Origin of the sequence: Streptomyces sp. CB01635, assembly GCF_002803065.1 — a bacterium.
Taxonomy (GTDB): domain Bacteria; phylum Actinomycetota; class Actinomycetes; order Streptomycetales; family Streptomycetaceae; genus Streptomyces.
Genome location: NZ_NNBL01000002.1, coordinates 144,035 through 160,106 on the forward strand (window position 1 = coordinate 144,035; position 16,072 = coordinate 160,106).

General features: G+C 69.1%; 14 protein-coding genes, 1 tRNA gene and 2 pseudogenes. 5 read left to right on the plus strand and 12 right to left on the minus strand.

What is annotated here, in order from left to right:
* Positions 1-28 precede the first annotated feature (28 nt).
* The 3 genes from CG723_RS04680 to CG723_RS04690 form a co-directional block, all read right to left on the minus strand.
* Entirely contained in the window at positions 29-820 is a 792-nt protein-coding gene (locus CG723_RS04680; RefSeq protein WP_234374146.1) for a FadR/GntR family transcriptional regulator, read from the minus strand.
* A gap of 25 nt (positions 821-845) precedes the next feature.
* The gene (locus CG723_RS04685) at positions 846-1,502 is read right to left on the minus strand and encodes a DUF4383 domain-containing protein (RefSeq protein WP_100591950.1); all 657 of its coding nucleotides are present in this window, start codon (positions 1,500-1,502) and stop codon (positions 846-848) included.
* A gap of 98 nt (positions 1,503-1,600) precedes the next feature.
* Complete coding sequence (locus CG723_RS04690) at positions 1,601-2,941, minus strand: hypothetical protein (protein ID WP_234374147.1); 1,341 nt, start codon at positions 2,939-2,941, stop codon at positions 1,601-1,603.
* A 215-nt stretch (positions 2,942-3,156) separates the two neighbouring features.
* Here CG723_RS04690 and CG723_RS04695 point away from each other — a divergent pair.
* A tRNA-Val gene (locus tag CG723_RS04695) sits at positions 3,157-3,228 on the plus strand.
* A gap of 71 nt (positions 3,229-3,299) precedes the next feature.
* Here CG723_RS04695 and CG723_RS49115 read toward each other — a convergent pair.
* Both CG723_RS49115 and CG723_RS47320 read right to left on the minus strand, forming a co-directional pair.
* A pseudogene (locus CG723_RS49115) lies at positions 3,300-3,650 on the minus strand (tyrosine-type recombinase/integrase); the annotation flags it as partial.
* A gap of 111 nt (positions 3,651-3,761) precedes the next feature.
* A pseudogene (locus tag CG723_RS47320) lies at positions 3,762-5,045 on the minus strand (IS481 family transposase); the annotation flags it as partial.
* Positions 5,046-6,273: 1,228 nt separating this feature from the next.
* Between CG723_RS47320 and CG723_RS46050 the strand changes: the two are divergent.
* Positions 6,274-6,618 carry a hypothetical protein gene (locus CG723_RS46050; RefSeq protein ID WP_159032386.1) on the plus strand — a complete coding sequence of 115 codons (345 nt, stop codon included), beginning with the start codon at positions 6,274-6,276 and terminating at the stop codon, positions 6,616-6,618.
* Between the two features lie 206 nt (positions 6,619-6,824).
* Here the strand turns inward: CG723_RS46050 and CG723_RS04710 are convergent, their stop codons facing one another.
* The 3 genes from CG723_RS04710 to CG723_RS04720 all read right to left on the minus strand — a co-directional run bounded on the left by CG723_RS04710 (position 6,825) and on the right by CG723_RS04720 (position 10,693).
* On the minus strand, positions 6,825-7,058 hold the full coding sequence (locus CG723_RS04710; RefSeq protein ID WP_100591954.1) for a hypothetical protein: 234 nt from the start codon (positions 7,056-7,058) through the stop codon (positions 6,825-6,827).
* Positions 7,059-7,343: 285 nt separating this feature from the next.
* Positions 7,344-7,697 carry a hypothetical protein gene (locus CG723_RS04715; RefSeq protein ID WP_159032387.1) on the minus strand — a complete coding sequence of 118 codons (354 nt, stop codon included), beginning with the start codon at positions 7,695-7,697 and terminating at the stop codon, positions 7,344-7,346.
* Positions 7,698-10,054: 2,357 nt separating this feature from the next.
* Entirely contained in the window at positions 10,055-10,693 is a 639-nt protein-coding gene (locus CG723_RS04720) for a PASTA domain-containing protein (protein ID WP_100591956.1), read from the minus strand.
* Between the two features lie 217 nt (positions 10,694-10,910).
* Here CG723_RS04720 and CG723_RS46810 point away from each other — a divergent pair, with 217 nt between their 5' ends.
* Positions 10,911-11,075: a hypothetical protein gene (locus CG723_RS46810; RefSeq protein WP_165914432.1), complete on the plus strand. Its 165-nt coding sequence runs from the start codon at positions 10,911-10,913 to the stop codon at positions 11,073-11,075.
* A gap of 29 nt (positions 11,076-11,104) precedes the next feature.
* Here CG723_RS46810 and CG723_RS04725 read toward each other — a convergent pair whose 3' ends face one another.
* Positions 11,105-11,443: a hypothetical protein gene (locus CG723_RS04725; RefSeq protein ID WP_100591957.1), complete on the minus strand. Its 339-nt coding sequence runs from the start codon at positions 11,441-11,443 to the stop codon at positions 11,105-11,107.
* Positions 11,444-11,573: 130 nt separating this feature from the next.
* Here CG723_RS04725 and CG723_RS04730 point away from each other — a divergent pair, with 130 nt between their 5' ends.
* Positions 11,574-11,816 (plus strand): DUF2277 domain-containing protein, encoded by a 243-nt coding sequence (locus CG723_RS04730; protein WP_100591958.1) that lies wholly within the window; start codon positions 11,574-11,576, stop codon positions 11,814-11,816.
* Positions 11,817-11,868: 52 nt separating this feature from the next.
* Here CG723_RS04730 and CG723_RS04735 read toward each other — a convergent pair whose 3' ends face one another.
* Positions 11,869-12,495 carry a DedA family protein gene (locus CG723_RS04735; RefSeq protein ID WP_100591959.1) on the minus strand — a complete coding sequence of 209 codons (627 nt, stop codon included), beginning with the start codon at positions 12,493-12,495 and terminating at the stop codon, positions 11,869-11,871.
* Positions 12,496-12,757: 262 nt separating this feature from the next.
* Between CG723_RS04735 and CG723_RS04740 the strand changes: the two genes are divergently transcribed.
* The gene (locus CG723_RS04740; RefSeq protein ID WP_100591960.1) at positions 12,758-13,408 is read left to right on the plus strand and encodes a superoxide dismutase; all 651 of its coding nucleotides are present in this window, start codon (positions 12,758-12,760) and stop codon (positions 13,406-13,408) included.
* 65 nt (positions 13,409-13,473) lie between these two features.
* On the opposite strand, the gene CG723_RS04745 is transcribed toward CG723_RS04740, so the two are convergent.
* Positions 13,474-13,935 (minus strand): DoxX family protein, encoded by a 462-nt coding sequence (locus CG723_RS04745; RefSeq protein WP_100591961.1) that lies wholly within the window; start codon positions 13,933-13,935, stop codon positions 13,474-13,476.
* Positions 13,936-13,994: 59 nt separating this feature from the next.
* Positions 13,995-15,956: an FAD/NAD(P)-binding protein gene (locus tag CG723_RS04750; RefSeq protein WP_100592557.1), complete on the minus strand. Its 1,962-nt coding sequence runs from the start codon at positions 15,954-15,956 to the stop codon at positions 13,995-13,997.
* Between the last annotated feature and the right edge of the window lie 116 nt (positions 15,957-16,072).

Sequence of the window (16,072 nt, forward strand, 5' to 3'; positions counted from 1 at the left end):
GTTACGGGGGTGGGGCGGCGGCGAGGTGTCAGGGATGGCCGCTCCGGGACAGGTCGATCACGTCGAGCATCGCCGCGAATGCGCCGTCCTGGTCCCGCGCGCGGACGCGGTCGGCGACCAGGGCGTGGGCGGGCAACGGGTGTTCGTGCCGTCCGGCGTGCACGAGCCGGTCCCGTACGACCAGGGCCGGGATGATGACGCGCCGCATCTGCGCGAAGAAGGGGTTGCCGGAGGCGGTGAGGAGCGCCGTGTGGAAGGAGGCGTCGGCGCGCACGGCGAGAACGGGGTCGCTGTCGGTCATGACGGGATCGGCGGTCACGGGTGCCTGCTCGGCGGCGGCCATCGCGCTGAGTGCGGCGTCGAGGGCGGCGAGATCCGCGTCCGTGCGGTGCAGCGCGGCGAGCGCGGCCGCGGCGGGCTCGACGGCGCGGCGCAGCTCGAGGAGATCGGTGAAGAAGGCGCCGGGCGCGCCGGAGTCGATCGTCCAGCGCAGCACGTCGCTGTCGAGAAGGTTCCAGTCGTCGCGCGGGCGTATGAACGTCCCCCGCTTCTGCCGGGCGTCCAGGAGACCCTTGGTGGTCAGCACCTTGATCGCCTCGCGCAGCACGGTCTGACTGACGTCCAGCTCTGCCATCAGGCCCGGCAGATCGAGGAGATCCCCCTCCGCGTACGTCCCGTCGAAGATCTGCCGGGCGAGCGCCTCCACGACGGTCCGGTGGACGCCGCGCCCGGTGTACGAGACCCCTGGCGTGCCGTCCTGGCTCGCACTGTCCGTGCGCGGGCTCTCCGTACGAGAGCTGCCCCTGTCCTTGCGCATCATGGGGGCAGCCTCGCACGTGAGCTGGTTATTTATCAATTATTCTCGGCGGCCCGGGACCATCGGTGATTTTGGTGGTCTCGGTGGCGCCGGTGACCCCGGGGGCTTTGGCGACCTCGGGGGTGGGGTGCGGCTGCCGGGCGGCGCGGGCGCGGTCCTCGCGGGCGGCGGATTCCGGGTGGCGTGCGCGCCAGTACGGGTTGTCGTGCGGCAGTGTTCCGCTCACGCGCCCGTACATCCCGAAGGCCATCAACATCACGCCGACCACGAAGCTGAACAGCACGTTCTGGATCTCGAACGCGAGGAAGTTGTAGTCGGTCTGTAGCAGGGCGAGGTTCACGAAGCCGCTGAGGATGAACAGGATGCCGACGGTCAGGTTGATCGTCGAGGCGACGTTCCGTCCGATGACCATGCCGGCGAACAGCAGTGCGCCGACAAGGATCGACAGGACGCTGAGGGCACCGTTGGTGTTCAGGCCGGCGATCTTGTCACCGCCGGTGTCGAAGAATCCGATCTGGTCGATGAGGCCCAGGATGCCGAAGGCGACCAGCACGAGTCCCATCAGGCCCGCGCCTATCCGGTAGACCTTGCTGAGGCTGTGGTCGACGGGCAGGTGATCGTCGAGAATGACGCGCTGGTGCCGAAAGCGGGGGGCTGGGCGGTTCTCGGATATATGCGTGGCCATGATCGCCTCCCTTGCACGTACGTACCTCAAGGATCCGCCCGTAGCCCCGAGGGCGCCAACAGGGACGGGGCCCGGAGGCCGGGCAGGAGCGCGGCAGCTCAGGAGGGGGCGCCGCGGTCCTCCCTGATCTGCGCGACGACGCGGGCGACCGTCTGCCGGACGGCCTCCGTCTCCGTGAGGAAGTGCCAGTAGTCGGGATGGCGGCCATCGAGAGCGGCGACGGCGCGGTCGAGGCGGGCCACGGAGTCGTCGAGAGGGCGGGCGTGCCGCGGCTCGGGCGTGCTGCGCCCCGACATGGCGAGCCGCTGCGCGTCCCGGATGGCGAACCGCGTCCGGTCGATCTCCTGCTGCGGGTCCTTCGCCACGGCGTTCAGCCGGTGCAGCCGGTCGGAGGCGGCGGACACGTCCTCGTCCGTCGTGTTCAGCAGGGCCCGCACCGTCGACAGGAGCGACGTCGCGTCCGGCCAGCGCTGCTCGTCCCGCGCCGTACGCGCCTCGGCCAGCTTCCGCTCCGCCTGCCGTACGTTCTCCGCGGCGCGCTCCGGCACATGCTGGAGGTCCTGCCAGCACCGGGCCGAGAACCGTCTGCGCAGCTCGCTCAGGACGGGCTCTACCTGCCCGGCCCGCGTGGTCAGGGCCTGCGCGCGCGTCCGCAGCGAGACGAGGCGGCGGTCGATCTCGGCGGCGCGCTCCGGCAGCCGCCGGGCCTCGGCCCGCACGGCTTCAGCATCCCGCGCGACCCGCTCGGCGCGCTCCAGGGTCTCCGGCACGCCGTGCCGGCCCGCGCCCTGATTGAGCCGGGTGAGCTCGGGGCCGAGGGCGGCGAGGCGGGCGGCGAGATCGTCGGCCTTGAGCCCGGCGCCGCGCACGGCGTCCAGTGAGTTACTCGCCGCGAGGAGCGCCTGCCGCGCCCGCTCGACCGCGGGGGCCAGCCGCGCCAGCTGCGTCTCGGCCTTCCCGAGCAGCGGCCCGAGGCCCTGCGAGAACCGGTCGAGGTCCAGCTTCACCTTGGTCAGCTCGTCCTTGGCCCGGCTCAGCTCGGCGCGTGCCCGCGAGGCGACCGAGGCCTCCAGGTCGTCCCGGTCGAGGTCGTGCGCGTCCACCGCGGTGATGTACTGCAGGCTGGCCTCGTCGATGCGCCGGCCGAGGGCCTCGAAGTCGGAGACGGTGCGGCGCGCGGCGGGCGAGTCGTCGACTGCCGTGATCGTCTCGATGGAGATCCGCAGATCGCGCTGGGCGGTGTCGAGTTCGTAGAACGCGGCCGCGGCGGCGTCCTTGGCGGCCTGCGCCTCCGCCCGCTGGCCCTCCCCGCGCCCGAACCAGCGCCGGGTGCCGCCCCCGGCGAACGCGGCCGGCGCCGCAGCGACGGCTACGGCGACGAGAGGCAGCGGAAGCAGGACGAGCCCGAGCAGATCGCGAAGCGCGGCGCGCGGTCGCATGGACGGCGCATACGGCCGCATCGGTGGTGTCGCCGTCACTACCCTCTCCCGTGCTGCCCTCGCCCGTGCACTCATCCGCCCTGCCCGCTGTCATTCTCCCACCGGTTAATGACGAACACACGGGCCGGATAGTTCGCTCTGGGCCCTGGGACTTTGCCGGACGATACGGGTTTGCGGGGTACCACCACGGGCAAGGTAGGCTGTCGAATCATCCCGGGCGCGTAGCTCAGTGGTAGAGCGCTGCCCTTACAAGGCAGATGTCGGCGGTTCGAAACCGTCCGCGCCCACCTGGGAAAAGACCCCCGGCCGTTTACGGTCGGGGGTCTTTGACATCCAGAGCTGACATCAACGCCCATGATCACTCACGGTCGAGCCGCCTCCTGAGCAGCCGATCCATGTGGCTGACAGCCTCGCGCTGCGTGTCCTGGACGACGTGTGTGTAGACGTTCATGGTGACCGCGATCTGACTGTGCCCAAGGATCTCCATCACGACACGAGGGGCCACGCCGGCAGCGGTGAGCAGTGTCGCGGTGCCGTGCCGAGCGTCATGCAGCCGGATCACACGCAGTCCGGCGTTCCCGGCGACACGGGTGAAAGAGCGATACACATTCCGCGGCTCGATCGGCCGACCGGTGCGTGTCGTGAAGACGTAGTCGCTCTCAGCCCACCGATCCCCGGCACGCTCGCGCAAGGCCGCCTGACGCAGCCGCTGCACCTGGTGTCGGCCCAGGCCGACCAGCCCGCTGTTGTTCACGGTCCGGTCCACCTCGAACGCGCATCCTTCGCCGGTCGGCAGTGGAGACGGCCCGGCGGCACGTCCGCCGCGGGCGGCCAGCTGCGTCAGATCCGTCACCGACAGGTGTGAGCGCACGGTCTTGATCCGAGCCCCGGCGACCAGCAGATGGATCACGGCGGTGTCGGCCCAGAACGTCACGCTCAGCCCGGAGCGGGCCGGACCGAGCCAGAACTGCTTGCCCGCCACCTGCGGATTCCCGCACGCGGGAACCACCCGCTCGAACTCCACCGGCCCTCCCGGCACCACCAATGGCATGACCGCGTCCGCATTCGTTTCGGGCGCATCCGGCGTCGAGCCGTCAGGCACGTCAGCAACCAGCTCGGTCCTCGGTGCGGGCACGGCCGCCAACACTGCGGGCACCCGCAACCCCAAAAGCTCCCGCTCCGCCGCAGGCACCGCCGCGAAGCGTTCGGTCGGAGTCTGCATCTCCAGGGCTTGGTGCGGCCGCTCGGTGTTGTATTCGCCCACCCACGCATCCAGCGCCTGTTGCGCCGCCTCGATACTGGTGAACGGGCCGCAGTCGTCGAGGAGTTCACGCCGCAGCGTCTGATGGAACCGCTCGACCTTCCCGGTGGTGGTCGGCGAGGCTGGCTGGGTCAGCCGATGAGCGATCCCGTTCTCCCGGCAGATCCGGTCGAAGAGCACCTCACCACCCTGCCCGAACCGGTCGGTGAACTGCTTGCCGTTGTCGGTGAGCACCTCCTGCGGCACACCGAAGATCCGCAAAGCACCAGCGACCGCGGCACACACCGCCCGTCCGGTCGCCCGCACCACTACCGACGCGATCACGCAATACCGGGAATGATCATCCACTCCGGTCACGATCTTCGCCTCGGACAGCTCCCCGGTCACCTCGTCGACCAGCATCACCCCGCCGACGATGTCCATCTGCCACAACTGCATCGGCGCATCCCGCTGCCACCGCTTGTAATCCGACCGCTTCCGACGCCGCACCCCCGGCTCGATCAGCCCATGCCGCACCAAGATCCGATACACCGTCATCCGCGACGGCGCAGGGCTCACCGACCCGGACCGCTCCAGCACATGAGTGATCCTGCGCGGACCCCAGGCCGGATGCCTGCGCCGCAGGTCACACACCGCCGCCTCCACCTCCGCAGACACCTGATGCGGACACGAGTCCGGCCGCCGGGAACGATCCGCCAACGCAGCCAACCCGCCAGCCGCATAACGGGACTTCCACACACTGACCGTCTGCCGCGACACCCCCAACGAGGCCGCGACCTCCGTCACCGAAGCCCCGGCCAGCACCGCCAACACGGCCCGATACCTCTGCTCGACGACCGACAACTCCACCAGAGCCAATCCCGACCTCCCGCAACGCGCCACAACAACGCGCACGGCATAGCCGATCACGGCCACTGTCAACCATCAGCTGGGATCGAAGTGTCAAGCATCTACCGGGACCGGACATCGCCTTGTGATCAGGGCGCGGTAGAACTTTCCCTACTTCATCAAGCACCCGGCTGCGCTCCGCTCCGCCGGGCGGGCTTCCCGGCTCCGCCGGGGCTGCCGCTCCTGCCTTCGGCCCGCTCCGCCCCGCTGCGCCGACGCCCGCCCACCGTGGATAGGCCCGGAGGTCATGAGTCGAGCACCCGACGAACGCGGCCCACGGTCACAGACGATGCCTCCGGCGGGGGATCGGCCGGCACCGGGTGGGAGGGGGCGCCGTTCCCGGCCGCGGGCACATCGTGGCGAGCGTGGTGGGCTCCCATCCCGTCCACCGTCGACCCAGGCAGAGCCGAGCAGTCGCGGCCCAGGGCGTCAAGGTCGTTCGTACAGTGGCGCGCTCCACCTTGACGCCCTGAACCACGCCCGCTCCACGATGTGTGGGTCGACGGCGGACGGGATGGGAGCTGAGGTAGGTGGTGGGTTGAGCTGGGTGTCGGAGCAGCCGCGTCGAGCTGTTTGATGACGCAGAAACCTCAGCTGCACCCTGTGCATGTCCCTTGACCGCCTGATCGACCCCACTGAGGATGGGGCAGGCCCGTAGACGGTGTCCAAGCAGAGGGGGATTGGTGAGGCTTGCGGAAGAAAGCGATGCGCAGATCTTGGTAGGGATCTTGGGCGTCGTTCTCACGCTCCTCGGAGGCTTGTTCCTCGGCTTCGCCGCTCTCACCAGCAAGGTGATTCGGGAAGAGGGCGAGGAAGGGCGTTCCGCTGAAGCTCAGAAAGTCCGCCGAACCAGAGCGGGATCGATTGCGATCGGGGGCCTTCTGGTCGGAGTCGGAGTGTTTCTCTTCTTCTCTTAGGTCATCTGACATCAGCGGCTGACACCAACAAGGGCGTACGTCACCGATCAACGCCGAACCTCAGCGCTAGCCGGACCATGGGTCTACAGACGTTCACCATGGTCGAGAAGGTGCCTCGATCGACCTGATAGGGATGAGGCCAGGAGCCATCCCGAATCGCAGCAAGCGGACGTCTCAACTACCGCCCACGTCGTCGCGCGCAGATCGCATGCTGCCCCGGCTGGCCAGAAGCCTAAGATCAGGCCACTAGTACGAGGGGGCGGGCGATGAACGGCCGCACATGGAAGTGGGCGCTGATTACAACCCCGATAGTGCTGTCGGTCTCCGCGTGCGTGGGATGGGGCGGCTATCCGCCAGCGAAAAACGTCCGCGAGTCTCAGCTCGTAGGCACCTGGCACGCCCGGAAGTGCGACACCACGGTGACCTTGAATCCGGACGGATCGGCGTCCGCCACCGGTATTCCTACCGAGATGGAATTCGACCACGAGGTCACGCACAGGGTCAGTGGGGATGGCACATGGGGGATCGAAGAGTTCAGCGGTGAGCAGCAACTCGAAGTGGCCGTGGAAGTTCAAGCCGCCTTGCCGGTGATCACCCAACCTCGCTCCTAAGGCGGTGGTCCGAGTCAAGGGATGCCCCAGTTCAGCCTGTTGAGGGGTGAGGCGTAGCCCAGCCTCAAGTGCCGACCCTTCGGAAGTCGTGTCACGCCTCCCAGGTACGTTGAGCCGTCAGCCGAGGGGGAACGCTCGCGAGGGAGCGCCCCGCAACGCGCGGCTGCGGGGCGCCGATCCACTTTCACAACGGGCCCTAGTGGGGTTTAGTCGACCGTCTGCCCGTCGTTCATACCGCCTCTGCAGGTCGGGAGCATGGGCGTCGACCGATCGATCGTTCCGCCGCCGTCCGTGCACTCACCCGGGGTGACGCTGGTCGGGGTGACGCTGGTCGGGGTGACGCTGCCGGCGGTGGCGGTGGCGGTGGCGGCGCCTGTGAGGCCGAGTCCGGCGAGGGCTGCCGTGGCGAAGACTGCGGCGAGGATTCGTCGAATGCGCATTTGGTTCGCCTTTCACAGATTGCCTCGGTTGGGACAGTACTCAGTCAATTGTTCATCCATGTGGGTGACACGTCATGTTGGGCCGTTCGGTTGACATTGCTGTCGGGTGCGGGGTCGGTGACGCGACCCGTCAGAGCGGATGGAAGCCCGTGCCACATCCGTGCCAGAAAGAGCGGATCCCAGCGGTCAAGAGCAGTCAAGCGCGACGCCTCGCGATTAATCACCAGAGGCCGTTTGCGCTGGTCAGCGTCAACCCCCTCCGTGACGGCCCGGTGATTCCCAAGCTCAGGGCTCTTCGTTGCCGCGGCGGACAGATCTCGGGTACTGCTCCCCCTCGTCGCCGATCAGCTTCGCGGACAGTTCGGCTGCGAGGTCAGCCAAGCCGACCAGGTCCACACCAGGTGCGTGGGCCCCGGACAGAATCACTCGTCCCTCGCACCAATGGAGCCCGACCGCGACGCTGTCCAGGCTGCCCCATGTGAACACCGGTTGCCGGCCTACGCTGTGCAGGTCGAGGTGGCCTTCTTGCCGAAGTGCCGCGCTGTTGTGTGCAAACTCAAGCCAGTCGCGCAGCGAGATGGGGCGTTCCTCGCTGTCCAACCAGTCCGAGGCGCGCGTCATGTGCAGTTCGTATCCCATACCCGGGATCATTCACCGCAGGTCTGACACGTCTCCTGCCCTGTCGACGAGGCCTCTGACATCCACGCCTGACATCAACGGCACCGGACGGCGGCGTAAATCAGCATCCCTGTCCGGACGTCGTGCCAGTCACCGATAGCAGCGGGAGCAGGATCGGATCGAACTTACAAGGCAGATGTCGGCGGTTCGAAACCGTCCGCGCCCACCTGGGAGAAGACCCCCGGCCGTTCTCGGCCGGGGGTCTTCGACATCCGGGGCTGGCATCAACGCCCATGGTCACACTCGCGATCGAGCCACCGCCTGAGCCGCCGGTCCATGTGGCTCACCGACTCGCGCTGCGTGTCCTGGACGACGTGCGCGTACACCGCCCCTCCACTCGGCCGTTTGCCGGCCGTCGAATGGGCTCCCGGCGCGGCCGAAGGAGACAAGGTCCTGTACCTCTTCGACGGAGGGCAGATCGCTCCCGAGTTCCTGGGCCGAATCGCCTTGCAGGCGGACGAGTTGAGGAGCTTCGAGTTCCTCGCACCTGACGGGATCGAGCAGCGCACGATCTCAGGGCAGGGCCGCCGCATTCTCGCTGCGATCAAGGCCCGTTCGGAAGCCACGTTGGTTCCCTGCTCCATCGAGGCTCCTCGCTCCGCTCGTCGCGCGCTCCCCGGCTCACCGCCGGGGCCCTGCGCTCCTGTCTCCGCCTCGCTCCGGGCCCCTTGCTACGCCGGTCGCGCAACCAGAGCGAGAGAGCCTTGCTGAGGGGAAACGGAAGGCACAGGACATGCCTCCGGCGGGGCGCTCAGACGCTGGGATGGACGGGGCGCTGTTCGCGAGGGCCGGCCGAATCGTGGTGAGCGTTGTGGGTGAGTGGCGGGTTGAGAGGCCGCGATCGCTCGCCCGTAACAGCTTTCGCCCAAAGCCGCCACTCCGACCGCGTGGGCACCTGCGCTGATAGTGCACGGATAGACGACGTGACTTGAGGGTGGTCTTCCGGCGCCGTGGATACCGAACTCCAAATAGAGCAGAGGAGAGTAGGACAGTAGAGTAGAAAATTGGCACTGCCCCGACAGCATTCCAGTTTTTTCTGTGATGCTCGCTCATTCAGAGATGTTGACCCACGTCCGGCGCCGAGCAGTGTCACCCGGGGGTCATGGTGAATCACCCCATGGTTACGGCGGAACTCTCCTGTTTGGTGGGGCGAAAACTGCCCCGGCCACGGAAAAAGAGGTGACCGTTATGGCGACAGATACCCTGAAACGCATCCCCTACATGATCGGCGCGACGTTCTTTGCTGCGATGCTCGCTGTGGCAATAGGCGTTTCAAGCGCTGAAGCAGCGCCTCAGACGACGGCGCCGACCACGACGGTATCGGCGCCAGTGGCGCCCAACAGCGACTGCCGTGTGGGTATGAACTGCCCGGTCGGTGTGCCGGGTAATCCGCCGAACAGGCCCAACTGTGATCCTGGGCCTTGTGTGCCGGGTAATCCGCCGAACAGGCCCAACTGTGATCCTGGGCCTTGTGTGCCGGGTAATCCGCCGAACAGGCCCAACTGTGATCCTGGGCCTTGCGTCCCGGGCAATCCGCCGAACACGCCCAACAGCGACTGCCGTGTGGGTATGAACTGCCCCGTCGGTGTGCCTGGGACGAACACGCCCAACTGTGATCCCGGCCCTTGTGTGCCGGGTAATCCGCCGAACACGCCGTCGGTGCCTGGTGGGTCGAACATGCCCAACTGTGATCCCGGCCCTTGCATGCCGGCCAATCCGCCGAACATGCAGTCGGTGCCTGGTAGCCGGACAGGCTCCTAGAGCGGATGTCATCGCAACACGGAGCGCCCTCCCGGGGCCGTCTCGGGGCCGTGGAGGGGCGCTCAGCGGTGACCAACGCTGACACCTGCCAACAGCTCAGCAGCAAAAGGCAGATGTCGGCGGTTCGAAATCGTCTGCGCCCACCGGCAGCAGTTCCCAGGTCAGTTGCTCTGCGTCGGCTCCCCTGGAGATCGCTTCAGGGGGCCCACGTCAGCCCGGGGTCCCAAGGGGGTCCTCATCCCCGGGCGTTCAAGGTGGGCAGGGTCATTCGACCGTGCGCCACGCGTCGACCTCGTTGCGTGTGCGATCGGAGGCGTGATCAGGATGAAAAGTCGCGCCCGCGCGGGGGGCGATGACTGAAGCCGTCCGGGCAGAATTCGAAGCAGCCGCGGAACAATAGGTAGCTTGCTTTCGACTGTGTGGCCCCGCCTTGGATATCGTCCGAGGCGGGGCTGGGCCAGTGTTACGCGGAAATCAGTCCGATGGTGGGCTGCCTGAAGCCCTGGCTGAGACTGAAGGCTCCAGCTGGGCCCGCGACCGGCCGCGGCCCTTGTCAGTCAGCAGGGCTCGTTGAACTTCACTGCGTTGAACTTCACCGGCCGGCCGTCGAGTTCGGTACCTGCGGGCGGGTTCTGGGTGCAGATCTGCCAGTTGGACTCCATGAACACAATGCGGTGCTGGCTGGTCGCGTCGTTCACCGTGATGCTGTAGGCCCTGTCCAGGACCTCGCGCGCCGCCTTTACCGACTTGCCCTTGAAGTTGGGCATCGTTGATCCGGCGGGCTGCGGCTTGTCCGCGTCCTTCGACGGGCACGCCTCCTCCAGCTTGACCGCGGCGAAGTCGACCTTCGTGTCCGTGGGGTGCTTGCCCGCCGCGGGGGTCTGCGCGCACACCTTCCAGTTGCGGTCGAACGCCTGCATGCGGCCCCGGCCGAGAGCGTCATGGGAGGTGAGCCCGTAGAAACCCGCCGCCTGCGCCTCGTCCTGGGCGTACTGGAGGCCCTTGCCGGTCATGTTCGACAGGCTTGCCGTCTCGGCGGCGGCGGCCTTGCTCGCGGTGGGGGTGGGAGTGGGGGTGGGGGTTCCGGGTGTGGTTCGGGGTGCTGCCGGTTTGTTGCTGACCGTTTCGGCTCCGCAGCCCGTGAGTGCGAGAAGCGCGGTGCCGGCGAGTGCGGCGGCGGTCGTGCGCGTGCGCATGTCGTAGTCCCCCTGGGGTAGTTCGTGTGCAGAAGGGGCATTATGTGCCACGTGAAGGAGTTGTGAACGAGTTTTCCGTCATGTGGGCTCGGAGGAGGGTGGAATGTCTATTCGGGGTGGGTGTTTTGTCGTCTCGGGGTGCGCGTGACGTCGTAACTTCCGTCACTCCGAGGGGGTTTCACGCAGCCTTCACGTGCGTGGACGTAGGCTTCACGTCATGGCCACGACTTCCGAACCCGCGACCGTGCGGCCTGCCGCCGAGGTGAACGAGCAGATACGTGCCCTTTGGCTGCGCGCCGGGGGGCGGTTGAGTGCGGAGGAGCGAGTGGAGTACGAGGCTCTCGTGGTCGAGTGGGCCGCCGCCATGCGTGAGGCGGCTTGAGAGTCGCCGGGGGTGATCCTGGGGTTCGGTCACTCCGGGGCGTCGGCCTCGTGCGTCCGCTTGAGGTACATGCGGGCGTCCACCTTGTCCGGGCCCGAGACGTCCTTCCAGTAGCGGTGGCACGTCACGAAGACCGCCAGCTCGCGCTCCCGCTGCCGTAGCTTTTCGACCTCGGCCTGTTCGTCCGGGGTCCAGCCAGGGGATGCGGGGCGCTCGCGCTTGCGCCAGCCGTGGTCGTCGTTGAACCCGTCGAGGGGGTCCACCGACCAGGGAAGCCGCTTCAGGAGGGTCAGGAGCTCCGCCCTGACCTGGTGCAGCTCCTCCTGGCCCGCCAGGAGGTCACTCGGGAAGTCATAGGTCGCTGCCACGCGGCAATGCTACGCCTGTTCGATTTCTTGAGGCGAGCGATGGCGGACGTGTTCATTCGTACGTGTGTTTCGAACGCAGGTTCTTTGTGAAGGTGTGCGCGAGGGCGGCGGAGCGCGCGAGACTGGAGGCATGTGCCGCAGCATCAAGACCCTTCGCCCGCCCGTCCTCCCCGAGGAGGCCACCGAGGAGGAGATCCGGGCCGCAGCCCTGCAGTACGTGCGCAAGGTGTCCGGCTTCCGGGCGCCCGCCGCGCACAACAAGGAGGTGTTCGACCGGGCCGTCGACGTCGTCGCCCAGGCGACCGCCGAGCTGCTCGACGGGCTCGAAATCCGTGGCCAGGGACGCCAGTTGGCCCAGGAGCCAGCCGCCTAGGCGAGGGGCCGAGTCAGGTCCCGGGGCGGGCCTGGGATGGGCCTCGGGTGGGTCAGCTCGCCCGTTCCGCCGCCGGGCGCCGCATCAGGAACGCCGCCCCCGCCCCCGCCGCGAACAACGCGAGCAGTGACACCCCCGTGGCCAGCCAGCTCGCGCCGAGCCACTGGCCGCCGAAGTAGCCGAGGGCCACGCTGTAGCCCGCCCAGGCCACGCCCGCGAGGGCGGACCACGGCAGGAACTCACGGACCCGGCGATGAGCCGTGCCCGCCGCGAACGAGACGATCGAGCGGCCCGCCGGGGCGAAGCGGGCGATGACCACGAGGATGCCGCCGCCGGAGCGCGCCAGCGCCCCGCCGAGACGTTCCTGCGCGCTGGTCAGGCGGCGGGAGCGGGCGATCGCGCGGTCGAGACGTTCGCCGCCGCGCCAGGCGATGCGGTACGCGACCAGGTCGCCCAGTACCGACGCCGTGGCCGCCGAGAGGATCAGCGCCAGGATGGACGGCACCTCGGGCGTCACCTGCCCGGCCGCCGTCCCCGTGCCGGCCGCCGCGGCGGTGGCCGCGGTGATGATCAGGACGCCGCTCGGCAGGACGGGCAGGAATACGTCGAGCAGTACCGAGAGGGCCACCACCGCGTAGATCCACGGACCGCCGGTCAGCGACCCCACACTCTCCAGCACCGCGACCCCCCGTGATCCGTGTTCGTGAATTCCCCGGTCGGCGATGGACGCCGCGATGTCGCGGGGAGCGGCAGGGGCGGCTGATGACAGCTGTACAGCGTACGCCTCGGTTGTGGCTGGAGGGTCACCAGGGGCTCAGGTGTTCTCCACGTCGCGTTCACCCGGGTGCCGCGTCGCAGGCGCGGTACGCCCCGGTAACCCCGTACGAACTACGGAGCGGGAGGACCCGCGAGCGGGAGAGCGTGAGCTGGAGGAGCGGACGATGGCGGCAGAGATCGTGGCGGGAGCGGTGGCGGCGGTCGTGCTCGCGGCCGGCGGCGGGGTGGCGGGCAGCGGGACGGGCGGCGACGGAATTGCGGGCCACGGGACTGCGGGCGGCTGGCCGGCGGGCCGTGGGGCGGCGGAGCCGGCTCGTTACGGGGTACGGGAGGCGGCGTGGTTCTCGCCGCCGAACGCCTTCGTGGCGTCGCCCGCGGTCACGTACGACATGAAGCTCGTGCCCGCCGGAGCGCGGATCGAGGTCGTTCAGCGTGGCGGGCACGGTCGTATGGGCGTGAGTGTGCGGGTCGAGGGGCTGGCCGCGGGGCGCGTGTACGGCGCGCATGTGCACCAGGGGGAGTGCGGCGGGGATCCGGCCGCGGCGGGCGGGCACTACCAGCACCGCGAGGATCCGGTGCGGCCGTCGAAGGACCCGGCCTATGCGAACCCGGAGAACGAGGTCTGGCTCGACTTCACCACGGACGCACACGGTGCGGGGGCGGCGACCGCGTGGCAGGGCTGGGAGTTCAGGCCTGGCGGGGCGCGGTCCGTGGTGCTGCACGGGATGCCGGGCGGAGCGGGCGCCCGGCTCGCGTGCTTCACGGTGCCGTTCGAGCCGGTGCCGTTCGAGTCGCCGGGTCACCGGGGGAGGTGAGGGGATACCGGCACTAGTGCGCCGGCACCCCCATCAAGCGGTCAAGCCGTCAAGCAGGCCATGCATCAAGCCGCAGCAGGCTCCGGCTCGGACGCCGAAGCGGCCGGCGTCTGAGCCTTGCTCTCGCCGCGTGCCGTGAAGAGCCGGTCGAGGCCGAGCGCCCCGGAGCCGGTGAAGACCAGGAGCAGCATGGCCCAGCAGAACATCGCGGACGGTTCGCCGCCGTTCTGGAGCGGCCACAGGGCCTCCGGCTGGTGGACCTTGAAGTACGCGTAGGCCATCGAGCCGGAGGCTATGAAGGCCGCGGCGCGGGTGCCGAGGCCGAGGGCGACGAGGGCGCCGCCGACGAGCTGGATGACGGCCGCGTACCAGCCGGGCCAGGTGCCGGTGGGGACGGTGCCGCCGCCCATCGCTCCGCCGAGGACGCCGAAGAGCGAGGCGGCGCCGTGGCAGGCGAAGAGCAGGCCCACGATGATGCGGAACAGGCCGAGGGCGTAGGGCTGGGCGCTGTTGAGACGTCCAGTCATAGGGGGGACTCCTTGTGTCGGTTGGGGACGAACCGATGGAGGCCACAGGTTAGGGGACCCTAATCAACGCTTGCAAGTTCAACATTTGGCCATGATTGGCACTCCGTGCCGGGCTCTGTACGGTCCTCGGCGGCCGTCCGCAGGGCCGCCCGCGCGACCGCGTCCGCGTCCGACAAGGTCACCGAATCCACCCCCGGGCGAGCACCCGCCGCGGTCACCCAGTGCACCCCCTCCGTGGGCACGCCGACCGCGAACCGCCGTGCGTGTGGCCTGCCCTGACGGTCGATCAGGCGGTACGGGCGCGGTGTCACGTCCACCCCGCCCGTCACGTAACCGTCGAGTGTGTGCGGCCGGACGTGGCCCGTCTTCAGGAGCCCGGCGAGCAGTTGGTCGCCGGTGCGCGCCACGTCCGTCTCCGGCAGCCGCGCCTCGACGAGTGTGGTGGCTCTCACGGATGATCCGGGCACATCGGGCGAGTGTGCGACGAAAACGCCGTCTTCGGTCCGCACGTCGAGGCGCGGCCCGATCACCGTCAGGACGCCGGACTCGACGAGCGCGGTCATCTCCTCGATCCGCCGCCGGGGCGGGCCGATCGACAGGAAGGCGTTGAGCGGGGTGTACCAGCGGTCGAGGTGGTCGCGGCGCGAGCCGCCGCCGATCCCGCCGTGGTCGACGGCCTGGCGCAGTTCGTTCCGCAGGTCGCGCAGCACGTCCAGGGCGGCCTTCACGGGGCCGTCCACGTTGCCGAGCGCGGCGTGCGCCGCGTCCTCGCGCAGATGGGCCAGGAGCCAGGTCCGCCACGCGTCGGGCGAGCCGAAGTGCAGCTCCGCGTGCGGCCGGGAGATGCGATCCCAGGACCAGCGGACACCCTCCGGAATCCCGAACTCGTACAGAACGTCGGCCTCTTCGGAGCTCTGGTGCGGCGCGGCGAGGAAGCCTTCGCGGAAACCGGCGTCCCCCGCGCCCGCGCGGCGCAGCAGTGTCTCGTAATAGACGGTCTCCACCTCCTTCGCGACGAGCGGCCAGATCTCGCCGAGGAAGTCCGGCGCGTCCCCCGAGCCGGCGCGCTTGCGGAAGCGCGCGATGACCTCGGCGGTGAGGACGGCCGGTTCGTGACGCCCGTAGGCGCCCTTGGCGTTGTCACCGCGCGCCTGGTACGGGATGCCGCGGCGCGAACCGGCGTACAAACAGGGCTCGCGGCCCGAGGGCTTGTACCGCAACTCCCCGGCGGACGTGCGGCGGTAGCGTCCGCCGCGGCCCTCGGTGAGCAGCGCCATGTGGTCGAAGAAGTTGAGGCCGAGGCCCCTCAGCACGACGGCTTCACCCGGGGCGAGGGCGGAGAGGTCCAGGTCGGCCGGGTTGGCGGGCGGCACGTGGCGCAGGCCGTGGTGGAGCGCGTACTCGGTGAGGCGCGTCTGCGCGGGGCTCGCCGCCGCGGGCAGATGGCCCTGGGCGAGGACGACGGCGGACAGGCCGGTCAGTTCCTGCCCGTTGTCGAGTACGAGGGTCTGGCGGCCGTCGTCCGCGTCGTCGAGGCGCACGGCTCGCGCCCGGTGCACCTGAACGCGTATGGCGTCGGGCGCGCAGCCCACGGTGTCGGCGAACACCCATTCCAGGTACTCGCCGTAGAGGGCGCGGGACGGGTAGTCGTCGGGGCCGAGGGGGAGTCCCTGGTGCTGGGCCCACTCGTGCAGGCTCGGGCCCCGGCGTATCGGACCCGAGCAGTCCACGCTGTCGTCGGTGAACAGCGTGACCTGTGAGGTGACGGTGTTCATCAGGAGTTCGGGTGCCTGTGATGTCCGCCAGACGCTGCCCGCTCCCGGCGGCGCCGGATCGACGACGTGGACGGTGAGGCGGGCGCCGGGCGGCAGGAGCTCGCAGGCCGAGGCACAGAGTCGTTCGAGGACGCTGGTGCCGCGCGGGCCCGCGCCGACTATCGCTGCGGCCGGCGCCGAGCACACTGCGGACAAAGAGGGACTCCAGGGACATGTGGGGCTGCTGGAAGCGGAACGTCCGCTCATCATGCCGGGTCGCCCTGTCAAGGGAAGAGCGGAGTCCGGGTGTGCGCCGTATCTTCACCGGGCGGACCCGTGGGCGACAGGCCTGGTCACGCACGGTCATTCACGACATTCACTCA

Excerpts from the sequence above, each read along its gene's own strand:
- CG723_RS04750 (WP_100592557.1), bottom strand. The coding sequence starts at position 15,956 with ATGAGCGGACGTTCCGCTTCCAGCAGCCCCACATGTCCCTGGAGTCCC.
- CG723_RS04680 (WP_234374146.1), bottom strand. The coding sequence starts at position 820 with ATGATGCGCAAGGACAGGGGCAGCTCTCGTACGGAGAGCCCGCGCACG.
- CG723_RS04710 (WP_100591954.1), bottom strand. The coding sequence starts at position 7,058 with ATGCGCATTCGACGAATCCTCGCCGCAGTCTTCGCCACGGCAGCCCTC.
- CG723_RS46810 (WP_165914432.1), top strand. The coding sequence starts at position 10,911 with ATGGCCACGACTTCCGAACCCGCGACCGTGCGGCCTGCCGCCGAGGTG.
- CG723_RS04720 (WP_100591956.1), bottom strand. The coding sequence starts at position 10,693 with ATGCGCACGCGCACGACCGCCGCCGCACTCGCCGGCACCGCGCTTCTC.
- CG723_RS04715 (WP_159032387.1), bottom strand. The coding sequence starts at position 7,697 with ATGGGATACGAACTGCACATGACGCGCGCCTCGGACTGGTTGGACAGC.
- CG723_RS46050 (WP_159032386.1), top strand. The coding sequence starts at position 6,274 with ATGAACGGCCGCACATGGAAGTGGGCGCTGATTACAACCCCGATAGTG.
- CG723_RS04690 (WP_234374147.1), bottom strand. The coding sequence starts at position 2,941 with ATGCGACCGCGCGCCGCGCTTCGCGATCTGCTCGGGCTCGTCCTGCTT.
- CG723_RS04745 (WP_100591961.1), bottom strand. The coding sequence starts at position 13,935 with ATGACTGGACGTCTCAACAGCGCCCAGCCCTACGCCCTCGGCCTGTTC.
- CG723_RS04730 (WP_100591958.1), top strand. The coding sequence starts at position 11,574 with ATGTGCCGCAGCATCAAGACCCTTCGCCCGCCCGTCCTCCCCGAGGAG.
- CG723_RS04740 (WP_100591960.1), top strand. The coding sequence starts at position 12,758 with ATGGCGGCAGAGATCGTGGCGGGAGCGGTGGCGGCGGTCGTGCTCGCG.
- CG723_RS04685 (WP_100591950.1), bottom strand. The coding sequence starts at position 1,502 with ATGGCCACGCATATATCCGAGAACCGCCCAGCCCCCCGCTTTCGGCAC.